Genomic DNA, 13256 nt, shown 5'->3' with positions numbered 1-13256 from the left:
CTTTAAAACGTCCAACTCATAAAGAACATCGTCTGGTTTCTCACAAAAGAAATTCAAAATTGGCTTTTCTGTCCAACCTTAAATGGAACACGACTCGTCATAGTAAACTTCAAACACCGAATACCCTTCCTCGGTTTTAATTAGACGGTAGTTCCAAGTCACTTAATTCGCTTCCTGAACATATAACTACAATTCACTGTAGTAATTCTGAGAGAAAAGTTCGGGGTGAACGAAATAATCGAATTCACTGCTGGGACTCCGTGTCGCACGTCGATAAACAAAATACCTGAAAATAACCTAGAAAGTCGAATTGAAGATTCGTTTATTAAGTGGGATAGTAGATCCTTGTTCTTAATAACGTTTACAAATAATTCTCATTGTTTCAAAGAATTATTCGCGTTGATCTTTGACGAATAGGTAGATTAGCCAATAAGCGGTTGAATGCACATAGGGTTACGGAACGCCAACTGAATCCATTAATCGTTATACCGCCAAAATAGCATGACAAGGAGCCGTCATGAGCAGTGGATCCCCATTTTTACAATCTGTTCGCGAAGCGGTGCGAGTGCGGCACTATGCGCGCAGCACGGAGAAAGCGTATGTGTTTTGGATAGAGAAATTTATTCGCTTTCATAACATGCAGCACCCAAAAGACATGGGCGACTCCGAAGTGGTTGGCTTTCTAACGCACTTAGCGGTGGATAAGAAGGTCGCACCCTCGACACAGAAGCAAGCCTATAGCGCGCTGGTGTTTTTATACCGGCATGTGCTTGAGAAACCGCTGTCGGAAGAGTTGGAGGCGGTCCGCGCTAAGGAGCGTAAGCGAGTTCCGCTGGTGCTGACAATCAATGAGGTTCGAAAGGTACTCAACGAGCTCGATGGTGTTTCGTGGCTCGTGGCGAGTATATTGTATGGCTCGGGTTTGCGGCTGATGGAGTGTTTGCGACTGCGCGTGAAAGACATCGACTTTGGCCGGCGTTGTTTAGTCGTACGGCAAGGTAAAGGGCACAAGGATCGCGTTGTGACATTGCCCGACCGACTGCGCGAACCACTGCGCGCGCATCTGGCTCAACGCCGAGCGGTGTTTGATTTAGACAAGCAACGTAATCAACACTCGGTGTATTTACCATACGCGCTTAAGCGCAAGTACCCCAATGCACCCACTACCTGGCAATGGCAGTATGTGTTTGCGGCTCGACTGCAAAGCTACGATAAGCGTGATCGCGTCACACGACGCCACCATGTGCATGCCAGCTCCATTCAAAAGGCGTTGAAGTACGCCATCGGCCGCGCCGAGGTCAACCCGCTCGCCAGCTGTCATACGCTGCGACATTCGTTCGCCACCCATCTACTCGAAGGCGGCGCCGATATTCGAACCATTCAGGAGCAACTCGGTCACGCCAATGTGCAAACCACCATGATTTACACCCACATCGTCAAACGCGGCGGCTTAGCGGTGCGCAGTCCACTTGATTGGCTGGATGCACCGTCTCCGATGTCGTCACCCCATCGGCCGCTCGTCACAAACGACGCGTAAAACGGAGCCCCAAAAACAAAAAACCACCGACACTGTTGTGCCGATGGTGATTTGCTGTGCGTTAAAGTTGGGCGTGCGTGCGCTACACCTCAACAATTTTGGCATCAGGTGCGTTGCGACGCACGCTCTGAATACCCTTGCGGCAAGAGGCTTCGCTGTCATACGACTGGCTGGTGCCGATTACCTGATGGTTCATGGCCTTGAGGTTGAATTTATGCTTGCCGGCTTTGGTGGTGTCGACCACGAAGCAGTTGTCGTCGAGGCAGTTCTTCTTGACCGACGCAATGCCGTTCATGCAGCTCGATTTGGATTTGTAGCCTTCGCTGGCCAGAATGTTTTCGCCGTTGCCCGCTTTCAAACGAAAACGATGCTCACCCGCTTTGTCTTTGTAGACTTCAAATTTACCTGCCACGTCGATCTCCTCTACGCCTGTGTGGAATATCGGGGAGTTTACATCTTTTTGAACGGATGTTCAGCGAACCCCACAGAATTTATCAAGCTGTAACATTGTGCGTGATCTGCCATGCGTCGTGCTCCGACTGGATCGGTCGGCCTACCGACCGACACCGGCTCAACGTTACGGCGGGGCAGACATTGCGCACAGTGCTCGTGCCACCTCATTGCATTGCACCAGAAGAGCGAGTCCGCTCACTCAAACCCATGCTGTCGCCAGGCCTCGTAGACCACCACCGCGACGGCGTTAGAGAGATTGAGGCTGCGGCTCTGAGGCCGCATGGGCAGCGTGACACAACGCGAGTCGCCCGCTCGGGCGAGCACGGCGTCGGGTAGGCCGCGAGTTTCGGGGCCAAACACCACAACGTCGCCAGGCTGAAACGCCACATCGGTGTAGCGACGCGAACCCTTGGTGGTCAACGCAAACACGCGCGTGGAGTCCTGTGTGCACCCAAGCGCGGACAAGGCCGTATCGAGTGAGTCGTGCACGGCCACATCGGCAAACTCACCATAGTCCAAACCGGCCCGCCGTAATCGCTTTTCGTCGAGCGTAAAGCCCAGTGGTTCCACCAAATGCAGCGCGCACCCGGTATTGGCGCACAGGCGTATAATGTTGCCGGTATTGGGCGGAATTTCGGGCTCATAGAGCACCACATTCAGCCACGGAGCGGTAGGAGCGTTCATCATCGCCTGCACGTTGCGTTCATGCCCCGCATTATGCGCCTATTTTTCGCCGCTGTCGGAACGCATTCGCACCCCGCTCCCTCGTTTCGAGCGCCCCATAGGCAAACAAGACGTGATCCCGTGCCTCATGAGATCAACACCCTTCGCCTCACACACGACCGCCCGACTTTCGGTGCTGGCCATACGCATCCCGCACGCCCATGCTCGGCACGCGCCGCCCACACACAAAACACTTGACTATTCCCCCGCCAGCCGTTGAAGTGTGCGCCTATGAGTGACCTGACCATCACGCCCCCCGATCTCCCCCCTGCAAACCTCGCCAGCACGTTTTGCGGCCTGTCACTCGACAGCCCGATTGTGTTGCTGTCCGGATGCGTCGGATTCGGTGAGGAATACACGCGCGTAGAGGGGTTTTCCAATCGCCATGTGGGCGCCATTGCGCTCAAAGGCACCACCTTCGAGCCACGGCTTGGCAATGTGCCACACCGTGTCGCCGAAACACCGATGGGTATGCTCAACGCGATCGGACTGCAAAACCCCGGCGTCCACGCTGTGGTCGACCGCATTCTGCCGTCGCTCGATTTCGGTGAGACCCGCTTTTTGGCCAATGTGTGTGGCTCAACCGTCGAAGACTACGCCAAGGTCTGCGAGGTGTTCGACGACTCGCCGATCGATGGTCTCGAAATCAACATCTCGTGCCCGAACATAAAAGAAGGCGGCGTGGCGTTTGGCAACAATCCCGATATGTCGGCGCGTGTGGTCGAAGCCTGTCGCGCGGTCACTAGCAAACCGATCATCACCAAACTGTCGCCCAATCAAACCGACATTCAAGAAAATGCCCGTCGCTGCATCGACGCCGGCTCCGACGCCTTGGCGGTCATCAACACGGTGATGGGCATGGCCATCGACACAACCGCTCGCAAACCGATTATTGGCAATGTACAGGGCGGGCTGTCTGGCCCCGCCATCAAGCCCATCGCCCTACTCAAAGTGCATCAGGTCTACCAAGTTGCCAAAGCCCACAATATTCCCATTATTGGCCAAGGCGGCATCACCACCCCCAACGACGCCCTCGAATTTTTGATTGCGGGCGCGTCTACGGTGGGTGTGGGTACGTCGCTGTTTTATGACCCGCTGGTATGCCGCAAGATCAATCAAGGCATCAGCGACTATCTCACCCAACACAACCTCAACGCACTCACCGATCTGATCGGCTCGCTCGAGCTGCCTGCCGCGTCCAACGCACCCAATCAAACCGAATACGTCGACGACTGAACAAACCGCGTGGGCCTGCGAGTCTGACCGGCGGCACCGACCCGATCGCAAAAGGTGAGCGTGCCGGTGGCGGCACGTCGTTGGCGTGCGAGCGATCACGTAAACGCGAAACGAACAGGTCCGATCGGCGCCCGTTAACCGCTTCGTATCACTATGGGTGGGCGTGAGGACAGCACGTGCTCGCGCGACGCATACCGAATCCTGTCATCCTCGTGCGTCACCACCACCTCTCCGGCGTTGGCGAGCACATTGAGCGCTTGTTGCACGAGTCCAGGCTCTGGCGGAAAAAGCTCTCGCGGTAGCCACTGCTCACACACCTCGTCAAAGGAACCACACGCGTGTCGATCACGCGCCAGATACCGGCGTAAGTGTTGCACGGTTACGAGCAGGCGTTCGGAATCATTGTGCATGCGTTGATTATCCCGGCGAGCAACCGTCGTTGCAACGCCGTTCGCGTCGCCAATGCGAAAAGGCCGCACCAAAAACAGTCCTACCCGATTCGCTGTTTACGCATAGCCCACAACTTGCCATCCCGCGCTCACACACCGCGTGGTCGGCAGCGTGTTTACCACCATTTGATGAGCAAGCCCAGTAGTGCCACCTGAACCACAATGGACAAATAGTCGAACCGATAAAACCGCACGGTCGGCAGCTCGCGAAAGCGGCTGACCAGGCAGCTGAGATTAGCGCCGACGCAACACAAAAGCGCAACCGACGCCAGGCCCGCCTCCAGTGCGCTGAACAGCTGCACCGATACGGTGTCGTATTTGCTGAGCACTTGGGTGGCAAGTGGAATAGGCAGAAGCGCGAGCATGCCCACACACGTCACGCGGGTAAGATTGCGTCGAAATGACAAGGATTGACGCAGACTAGGGCGCCAGATAAACAGCACAACAGCGGTCATCATAAGCAGATAGGTCAGTGTGATAAGCCGAAAGCTGTAGACAAAGTCCGCCGCCTCACCATAGCGGCGCATATGCAAAAACACCGCCACCAGCGGACTCACCGCTAATAATTGCGGCAGCAGAAACACATATTCTGCAAGTTGGTAGTTTCTCCGTGTCATCCTCACCGCTCATACGTCATCATGCCGTGTCTGAACATGCTCAAGCACCGATACGGCAGACGCCGTGTCGCCTCTATCCGATCCGCCGCAAGCCCATGCCAACCGCTTCGTGCAAATGGTAGGGTGTAGCCGGTCATTCCCACGTGATAGCCCGGCATGAAAGTCACCCCCGACACCTTCCGCTACACCGATTTACTGCTGATGCCGCTTCGCGGCACCCTGCTCGTCAACGCATTGGGCATCAGTGCACTGTATGTCATTGCCACCATGGGCTGGCTACTTGGCCTATTGCTCAAAGCCCTGGTGGTTGTCGCCACGGTCCGGTACGCCCAGATCATCGTCGAAAAACTGGCCCATGGGCAAACCGACATACCGCCCTTGAGCCCGCACGATTTTAATCTGTTCCACAACTTCGGGGCGATGGGCTTCTACGCCACGCTGATCATCCTGACGCTTTTGGGTGCCGCGGTCGAGTACCGTTTGGGCGACGGGGCAGTTGCGGTTTACACCCTCCTGGTGGTGCTGATGCTCCCGGCCATGCTCGCCGCGTCGGTGCTCGAAAACTCGCTCCAATCTGCGCTCAATCCGGTGGCCATTTCGCGCATCATTTTAGCCATCGGATGGCGCTACTTAGGCGTTTGCGCCATTGTGATTCTGGGCTATCTGGTGTCGTCACTCGTCGCGGGCTTAGTCGGCGGTCTAGTGATCAGCACGTTCGCGTCGGTCTACGCGATTTTCTTGCTCAGTTGCGCGGTGGGCATGCTGGTGTTCGCCTCGCGCCACGAACTCGGACTCAATGTTGAATCGCCGCAAGAGCGCCGTGATCGCGACATTGAGCGAGACGCGCGGATCCGCGACGGCGACGCGCTCCAAGTGGCGCAACAAACAGCCCGCCTATCGAGCCAGGAAAGCGCGTTGGAGCTGTGGCGCTACCACGAACGCAACGGCACGAGCGCAGACCGTCGTATGGCCGCGCAAAACGCGCTGCGCGTGTGGCCCGATCCACTCACCGCGCTACGCTTTGCCCAGCCATTGTGCGCATGGTTGGTCAAAGAGGGACAACTCGACACCGCGCTCGATGTGGCGCGCTGGTCGATCACCACCGAGCCGGCGTTTCGACTGACCGACGCACACACTGCGTTCGCGCTGGGTCAGCTCGCCACTCGCACGGGACAATTCAAACTCGCCGCGCTGCTGATGCAGGACATCGGTGCACGTCATCCGGAATTCCCCGAAGCGACCTACGCGTTATTTATGGTCGCGCGAAATGCGTCGGAAAAACTCGGCTCGGCGCCATTACTAAAAAGCAGTCTTGTTCAGCTTCATAAGCTGGGCGTGCGTCGCGACGATGCGCGATTGCAGTCGCTGATTCAGGCACTGCATGAGTTGCAACAAGGCTCGCCCTCGAACGCAGCAACGCCACCCGCTGACCGAAAGCGTTAGCGATCGTTGGCCTCTACCGATTCCATCATCGCATCGCGCATCGCCGACAATTCCGCGTCAACCAGCTCAAGTCGCGCGCCGGTGCGGATACCTAGGCGCGTAAACACCGCGCCCACATCCGGGAAACCCGCCGCGTTCGCATAGGTGCGATACAGATCGGTGAAGACAGTATGCTCGGTCTTACTATCGAGCAACGTAAAAAACTCTCGATCGCTATACGCTTTGCGCGACGGCAAACAACATAACCGCATATGTCGCATCAGCTCGTCGAGGGTCTGCTCGCCGTTAGTGAGTTCGCGAAGACGCACATCCCCGATGAGCGCTAATGCGGCACCACTCCAATACATCTTCATGAGCCCGCCGTTGCGCATGGACGCGCTGCGGGGTGATAGACCGGGGGCGGATAGCCGGCCCCGCCCAAATCCCTCGTGCAATTTGCGCCACGCCATCTCGGGTGTGTATACGCCGCCGCGCGCCATCAACACGTTCTGGTAATACGACGCAAAGCCTTCAGACACCCATCGATCGCGCACATAGGGCATTAACAAATGACTGAACTCGTGGGTTGCAGTCCAATCGCCCAAAAACGCATCGAGGTTCCACGCTGTGTCAACGAAAAACTGTACGGCCTCGCCGCCATTTCGAATCACGTGACCAAACGGCACAGGCTCGGCCGCTCGATCATTTACCGGCACCACCACCACCTGCGTGGAACGCATCGGAAATTTGCCGTGCGATCGGCTCACGTTGCGCGCAGCATCTGACAGCCAGCGTTTGAGCTTGGCCGTAGCGGGCGGATGACGTGTGCGCAAAAACGCCACGCGCAACTCACCGCCAGGCACCGCAATCGTGTCGTGTTCAAATCGGCCGATTACGCTCACCGCGTTTGAGCTAATCTGGCGGTTATAAAACTCATAGGACTCGATGCGTGACGTATCCGGCACCGCCACGCTCAACGCGTCGCGCGAACGAGCCGGCACGGGATCCCAGGGTACCGACACATTTATGCCCGGTGGCAGCACAAACGACACGCGGATACGGGTGCGATCGTCATCGGGCAGCAGCAGCCACAGATGCGGGCTCATCACGATATCGCGCACCGACGCGTATCGCGCCCGCACGCGTGCGCTGCTGGCGCTGTTCGACAATTCCACAGAATACGACACGCAGTGTTCAGGGGTACGAACGCGGCCGCGACGCACACTCAGCGACTCGTCGCTGTCACAGCGTCGAATCTGCCGAAGTTGACGTGCACCGCGACTGGTGGCCACTTCAATTCGCGCCGGTGACGCAAGCTCTGCCCGCACCGCCAGTCGCTGCCCATCGTCGCTCACCGTCACCACATAATCATGCGCCAAGGCCATGGGCAGGCAAGACGCAACCAGCAATATCAGAAGTGCTTTCAAATCGAATCCGTTTGTCTTTTTTCGTTAGCGCTGAGCCACTCTATCGAGCACTCTAATCGGTCCGCCAGATACAAAAACTCGGCCAAGCCACGTTTTCACTCACCGTACCTCAACGACCGGCCGGAATGAGAATAAGTTCCACCGTCAAACCGCACCACACTGCGCTCGATCGCCACAAATGTGACGTCGTCTATGAGTTTTGGCGCTATTTCGGGTAAATTGTTCAAAACCGCTGTGAGCGCCCTGTGACCACGTCGCCCTTTCGCAAAACCTACCCCTATTACAGCCTCGCTCTGTTTGTGAGCGGGTTGGGCGCGCTGTATCTGGCCTGGGTCAACTTACCGCCCGCCATTGAGATCTCGCCGCTCACGCTGCTGGTCGTGTTTGTGTTGTGCGTGTTTAGCATTGCTGTGGGCTATCCACACCCAAGCTCGGGACATGTTTCCTTTGACCGGGTGGGCCAGGTTGCCTCGCTGCTTGTGTTTGGCCCGTTTGTTGCCGCATCGGTATCCGCCGCCGCCTCGTTTGTGTATCCCATTCATCGTGTCGCCAAAGGCATCAGCGCGGTCGATGTCATACTCGCCTGCCTGCACAACTGCGGCCTGATGATTTGGGTGGTGCTCAGCGGCGGGGTGTTTTACACGTTTGCCAGCGGCGCGGTGCCGCTCGACACCATCACTTGGGCGAGCCTACTCAAGGTGATCGGCGCAATGCTGGTGATGCAGATCGTCAACGAGTTCGGCATGTCGATTTACATGCTGGCCCGCACCGGCACGGCGCGAAATTACATCAGCCTGTTTAATAATGGCGTCGAATTCACGGCAGGCTTCATTGGTGTGTTGGTGGCGGTCACGTATCAAGTGGGCCAACCCGGCCTCTTTGCGCTCACTCTCGCGGTACTCACGGTTGGCATGTTTATGCTCCGTCGGTTCGCGGTCATGCGCAATCGCCTGACGGTGTTGGTCGCTGAGCGTACTCGCGCGCTCGAAGAAAAAACACGCGAGCTCGAGCTTAAAGCCACACACGACAAGCTCACCGGGCTCTACAACCGGCGTTACGCGGACGACTACCTGGAAGCGGAAATTGAAGCCTCGGTGAAGGGCCACAAACAATTTACGGTGGCACTCGCCGACGTCGATCACTTTAAACGCATCAACGATAGCTACTCTCACGAAATCGGCGACCGGGTGTTGCAAAAAGTGGCCGAGCTTATGTCCGACAATGTCCGCAGCACCGACACCATCGCGCGTTATGGTGGCGAAGAATTTTTGCTGTGCTTCCCGCGTTCGAGTACCAATGACGCCCACGCGGTGTGCGAGAAACTGCGCGAACTGATCGAAGCCTATGACTGGACGGAGATCGCACCCGGCATCGACCTCACGCTGAGCTTCGGCATCGCTCAAATCGACGTGAACAGCAAGCGCAAATCCATTCTACGCGAGGCGGATGAACGCCTCTATGCCGCAAAAAACCTGGGCCGCAACCGCGTTGTCGCTTAATCAGCGATCATCAAACTTGATCACTGCCACCGGCCATTCCACCCGATGGTGGTAGGTGTCATCACCGAAAAAACCCGTGACGCGTGCGAATCGACCTGCGCCCACAACCGAGGCCGTCACGACACGCCCTCATCCGATGCCGTTCGATAGCTTTTGGCAACCCGCGCTCGCGCGTCGTCGTCATAGCAAAATTCGGGGGTCTCATGCGGATAACCAAACGTCGCCACAATCTCAAACATCGCTGTATCGAGCGCAAGATCGAGAATATCCTCGGCAGTTAGCGTGTGGCGTCCTGCCCGCTCGATGAGGGGCAGCTGCAGTGACTCAATGCCATCGTAGGCTCGATAAATCACTTCGGTACACACGAGCCGATCGGAGGTAAAGAAATCAAAATCGAATTTGTAGAGCTTGCCCTCATGCATCACCACGCGCTCAATGGCCTGCCGCAAGCCGTTCGATGAAAGCATCGGTCGCACCACCACGAATGCGTCAACACGCAAGGTGCTGGCAAGCGGGCGAAACAACACGCCATCGCGCAGTGCTTCGAGCGTGCACTTATCGCCGCGCCACCGATGTTCGATGGGCGGGGCAAGTCGCACGCCAAGCGCGTCCCGTTGCGCCGGCGTACCCACGTAAAGCGCCGCGTGCGGCCAGGTGCCAGGAAGGAAAAAATTGGTAAGCGCGTAGCGATGTCGAGTGATCAATACGTCGCCAGGCTGCAGCACTCGCTGCACGTCTGTCAGCACGTCGGGCGTCACGAGTTTGGTTCGCCCCGGATTCATCTTGGCCGCCATGCGGCCACCCGCCTCGAACATCGCAAACATGGTTTGATCACGAGCGGAAGCACCGCGACGACGCCATTTGTGGGAAAGAAACTGAATCAAGCGTTTCAGATACGAGCGCTTACTGATGTTGAGATAGGCCTCAAGCTCGACCAGACGTTCGACCACCGGTGCCACCAGCGCGTCGCGTTTGAGCGCCTGCCGATACCGGTCGTGCCGATGCAAAAAGCGCACGGCCTCATACAGCCGAAACATAGTCGCGGGATCAGAGTAAGCAGAATAAATGTGGCTAAATCGTTTTCGTTCGATGCGATATTCGGGAAACGCCTCGTTGAGTTTACGCTGCATCTGACCGTGCACGGCAAATTCGAACACCAAAAACCGATCCAGCCGAACCAGCAAACACGCGGCAGCAAAGCCCACCACAAACGATCGCCAGTGCGCGTGCTGCTCGATTTGCTTAAGCGGCACTGGCACCTCTTCGTCCATCTCGTCCAGCAATTCCCAAAGGTCCTCTCGCAGCGTGAGAAAGCGCGAAAACCAGTAGCCCACCCGTTCGTCTTCTTCTGGACTCAGCGCGCCGCGTGCCATGGCCGCGGCGCGCGCGTCAGCAGGCAGCGCGTCCGCCACCAGGGCCGGCACCGCATCACACAAGGCCAACAGCGTATTTACATGCTGTGGATGCGGCATACGTGTTGTGTCCGTTTGGTCATTGAGTCAATTGGGCTAACGCTTGTGTTCGGGATGTTGTGCACGACCGGCTTCATCGCGCTGACGCGGCCATTCTATCAGTTCATCACGACCTGTAAGAACCGATGCACACGCGCTGGTGTCAACAGGCACAGGGCGCAAGACGTCCGACGCAAGACTGAGGGCTTAGAACTTAGGACTTGTTGCGCAGGAATTAGGCGTCTTCAGTAAGGCGTTAGGACAAAGGGCTCAGGGTTTGAGGTATGAGGGTTGAAGTTCGAGATTTAGGTTTAGGTTTTGGGATTAAGCAGTCAGCAGTCAGACGTCAGGGCTTAGGGTTTGGGTTTGGGTTTGGGCTTCGGAGTCGCCAATACGACGTCAGGACTTGTGGCTTAGGAGTCAGCAGCCAGAACTTAAGAACAGAGCACCGAGAACGTTGGGCGTTGGACGTTAGATGTTGGACGTTAGACTGTAGAGCCTAGAACACAGAGTGTAGAACGCCAACGGCGAGCAAAACGCCCTCGCCCAAAAACACCACGCAAAAATCACGCGTTCGACACAACGGCGCCGCACAGAATGCCCGATCGGCAACTGGTCGTTTCGCCGATATTTGCAGCTTGTGTTCGCCCCAGGCCCGCCACACAATGCAGGTGCGATAGCACAACTGGCAGATTAATTGTGTCTTCTGATTTTCGTTCCTGGCTTTTTCTCAAACACACCCGCGGCCTGTCGCGATCGGCCGCGCTGGAGCTCGTGCACACGCTGGGCAGTGCGGACGCCGTGCTCGCCGCTGATCGCGGCACCCTCACCGATCTGGGTGTGTCGTCCGAGGTCGCGAGCGCATTGATACAACCCGATGAAGCCCTAATCGCCTCAGACCTGGCCTGGCTGAGCGGCGCAAATCGCTATTTTGTGCCGCACGGCAGCGCGCAGTATCCGGCGCTGTTGTCGCGCATTCCGGATCCGCCGCTCGGGCTGTTCGTTGTCGGTGCCCCCGAGGTGCTGAGTCACCCTCAGGTGGCCATGGTCGGCAGTCGTCGACCCACCCGGCAAGGTGAGGAAAACGCGGCGGCGTTTGCCCATTTTCTCTGCGAAGCCGGCTTCGCCGTCACCAGCGGCTTGGCGCGCGGCATCGATGCCGCGAGTCATCGTGGCGCACTGGCCTCATCGGGCCTCACTGTGGCCGTGTGCGGAACCGGACTCGACGACGTCTACCCACGCGGTCATATCCGCCTCGCGGCAGAGATCGCCGAACGCGGTGCGCTGGTGAGTGAGTATTCGACTCAAACCGTTCCGCATAAAGGGAATTTTCCGCAACGCAACCGCCTCATCAGCGGCTTGTCTGTCGGTGTGTTGGTGGTCGAAGCCGCCCACAAAAGTGGCTCGCTTATCACTGCCCGCTACGCCGGCGAGCAGGGGCGCGAGATCTTTGCCTTACCCGGATCCATCCACAATCCCATGGCTCGCGGTTGTCATCGGCTGATCAAACAGGGCGCAAAACTGGTCGAATCCGGTGACGATGTTCTGCAGGAACTCCGGCCCCTCACCCATCGTGCACTTGACGATAATATTGATGCATCAAAGACCGCGATGTCGCCAAACAGCCAAAACGCACCCTCTTTAGATGAGGAGCAAAAACAACTTTTACATAGTCTTGGGCATGAACCGAGCACCATCGACCAGCTATGCTCACGCACCGGTTTGACGGCGGATGCGGTTTCATCCATGCTCCTGATTCTGGACCTACAGGGTTTTGTCGAAACAACCGATGGGGGCCGCTACGTGCGCGCCTATAAGAAGGAGAATAAATGAAAGAGTCGGTTTTAGATGTGTTGATGTACCTGTTTGAAACGTACATTGGGGAAGACATCGAGCCAGAGCCTGATCGTAACGTGTTGCGTAGCGAACTGGAGCTGGCGGGTTTCAACAATCGGGTGATCACGCATGCCCTAGAGTGGCTCGACGACCTGGGCGATTTTCACAACGACAGCGACTACTCCGCGCCGGCCAGTTCCATGCGCATCTTCAATGGCCGCGAATGCCAGCGCATCGATGTGGAGTGCCGCGGCTACATCGTCTACCTCGAACAGATTGGCATTCTCAACACCACACAGCGCGAGCGCGTGCTCGACCGCATTTTGGCGCTCGGCGAACGTGACATCGACCTCGACGACATCAAATGGGTGGTGCTCATGGTGCTGTTCACGCAACCCGGACAAGAAGACGCGTACGCTCGGATGGAAGACCTTGTATTTGAGGAAAAAGTTGGCGTCGTTCACTAGCGCCATCGCGAACTGACTCAGTCTCATTGCGCCGAGCACTGAGCGCACCCAACCGCCAGCCACCCGCTCGGTGCCACACATTATAAACACAGCGTTTTCAGCCATATCCGTCCAGCAAGGCGGACTGACGGCGTGTGGC

General features: G+C 57.1%; 12 protein-coding genes. 6 read left to right on the top strand and 6 right to left on the bottom strand.

The annotated features are described in order from the left end of the window. Window positions 1–517 precede the first annotated feature (517 nt). Window positions 518–1537, top strand: a complete 1020-nt coding sequence (locus AAF465_05560; GenBank protein ID MEM7082180.1) for an integron integrase — start codon at window positions 518–520, stop codon at window positions 1535–1537. A gap of 82 nt (window positions 1538–1619) precedes the next feature. On the opposite strand, the gene AAF465_05555 is transcribed toward AAF465_05560, so the two are convergent. Beyond that, window positions 1620–1949, bottom strand: coding sequence for a YegP family protein (locus AAF465_05555; GenBank protein ID MEM7082179.1), 330 nt, complete (start codon window positions 1947–1949; stop codon window positions 1620–1622). Between the two features lie 236 nt (window positions 1950–2185). Next, window positions 2186–2674 (bottom strand): tRNA (cytidine(34)-2'-O)-methyltransferase, encoded by a 489-nt coding sequence (locus AAF465_05550; protein MEM7082178.1) that lies wholly within the window; start codon window positions 2672–2674, stop codon window positions 2186–2188. A 270-nt stretch (window positions 2675–2944) separates the two neighbouring features. Here AAF465_05550 and AAF465_05545 point away from each other — a divergent pair, with 270 nt between their 5' ends. Then, window positions 2945–3949 carry a dihydroorotate dehydrogenase gene (locus AAF465_05545; protein ID MEM7082177.1) on the top strand — a complete coding sequence of 335 codons (1005 nt, stop codon included), beginning with the start codon at window positions 2945–2947 and terminating at the stop codon, window positions 3947–3949. Between the two features lie 134 nt (window positions 3950–4083). Here the strand turns inward: AAF465_05545 and AAF465_05540 are convergent, their stop codons facing one another. Together AAF465_05540 and AAF465_05535 are read right to left on the bottom strand one after the other, a co-directional pair. After that, a complete protein-coding gene (locus tag AAF465_05540; protein ID MEM7082176.1) occupies window positions 4084–4359 on the bottom strand; it encodes a hypothetical protein in 276 nt (91 codons plus the stop codon). 155 nt (window positions 4360–4514) lie between these two features. Further along, window positions 4515–5015, bottom strand: a complete 501-nt coding sequence (locus AAF465_05535; protein MEM7082175.1) for a hypothetical protein — start codon at window positions 5013–5015, stop codon at window positions 4515–4517. A 156-nt stretch (window positions 5016–5171) separates the two neighbouring features. Here AAF465_05535 and AAF465_05530 point away from each other — a divergent pair, with 156 nt between their 5' ends. After that, window positions 5172–6458, top strand: coding sequence for a hypothetical protein (locus AAF465_05530; protein MEM7082174.1), 1287 nt, complete (start codon window positions 5172–5174; stop codon window positions 6456–6458). Here AAF465_05530 and AAF465_05525 read toward each other — a convergent pair. Next, window positions 6455–7864 (bottom strand): hypothetical protein, encoded by a 1410-nt coding sequence (locus AAF465_05525; GenBank protein ID MEM7082173.1) that lies wholly within the window; start codon window positions 7862–7864, stop codon window positions 6455–6457. The genes AAF465_05530 and AAF465_05525 overlap by 4 nt on opposite strands. A 245-nt stretch (window positions 7865–8109) precedes the next feature. Between AAF465_05525 and AAF465_05520 the strand changes: the two genes are divergently transcribed. Beyond that, entirely contained in the window at window positions 8110–9363 is a 1254-nt protein-coding gene (locus AAF465_05520) for a GGDEF domain-containing protein (protein MEM7082172.1), read from the top strand. 116 nt (window positions 9364–9479) lie between these two features. Here the strand turns inward: AAF465_05520 and AAF465_05515 are convergent, their stop codons facing one another. Next, on the bottom strand, window positions 9480–10835 hold the full coding sequence (locus tag AAF465_05515; GenBank protein MEM7082171.1) for a YiiX/YebB-like N1pC/P60 family cysteine hydrolase: 1356 nt from the start codon (window positions 10833–10835) through the stop codon (window positions 9480–9482). A gap of 678 nt (window positions 10836–11513) precedes the next feature. On the opposite strand from AAF465_05515, the gene dprA reads away from it, so the two are divergent. Beyond that, window positions 11514–12647: a DNA-processing protein DprA gene (dprA, locus tag AAF465_05510; GenBank protein ID MEM7082170.1), complete on the top strand. Its 1134-nt coding sequence runs from the start codon at window positions 11514–11516 to the stop codon at window positions 12645–12647. Continuing rightward, window positions 12644–13117, top strand: a complete 474-nt coding sequence (locus AAF465_05505) for a DUF494 domain-containing protein (protein MEM7082169.1) — start codon at window positions 12644–12646, stop codon at window positions 13115–13117. The genes dprA and AAF465_05505 overlap by 4 nt, the downstream gene beginning before the upstream one ends. The last annotated feature ends 139 nt before the right edge of the window (window positions 13118–13256 follow it).

This window comes from Pseudomonadota bacterium (assembly GCA_039028935.1).
Classification (GTDB): Bacteria; Pseudomonadota; Gammaproteobacteria; order Steroidobacterales; family SZUA-146; genus SZUA-146.
The sequence above is the reverse complement of the archived record's forward strand: the minus strand, read 5'-3'. Positions and strand labels throughout refer to the sequence as shown.

What these genes read in the sequence shown, in the direction of transcription:
- AAF465_05560 (MEM7082180.1), top strand. Translation starts at nt 518, where the DNA reads ATGAGCAGTGGATCCCCATTTTTACAATCTGTTCGCGAAGCGGTGCGA.
- AAF465_05550 (MEM7082178.1), bottom strand. Translation starts at nt 2,674, where the DNA reads ATGAACGCTCCTACCGCTCCGTGGCTGAATGTGGTGCTCTATGAGCCC.
- AAF465_05545 (MEM7082177.1), top strand. Translation starts at nt 2,945, where the DNA reads ATGAGTGACCTGACCATCACGCCCCCCGATCTCCCCCCTGCAAACCTC.
- AAF465_05540 (MEM7082176.1), bottom strand. Translation starts at nt 4,359, where the DNA reads ATGCACAATGATTCCGAACGCCTGCTCGTAACCGTGCAACACTTACGC.
- AAF465_05535 (MEM7082175.1), bottom strand. Translation starts at nt 5,015, where the DNA reads ATGACACGGAGAAACTACCAACTTGCAGAATATGTGTTTCTGCTGCCG.
- AAF465_05530 (MEM7082174.1), top strand. Translation starts at nt 5,172, where the DNA reads ATGAAAGTCACCCCCGACACCTTCCGCTACACCGATTTACTGCTGATG.
- AAF465_05515 (MEM7082171.1), bottom strand. Translation starts at nt 10,835, where the DNA reads ATGCCGCATCCACAGCATGTAAATACGCTGTTGGCCTTGTGTGATGCG.
- AAF465_05505 (MEM7082169.1), top strand. Translation starts at nt 12,644, where the DNA reads ATGAAAGAGTCGGTTTTAGATGTGTTGATGTACCTGTTTGAAACGTAC.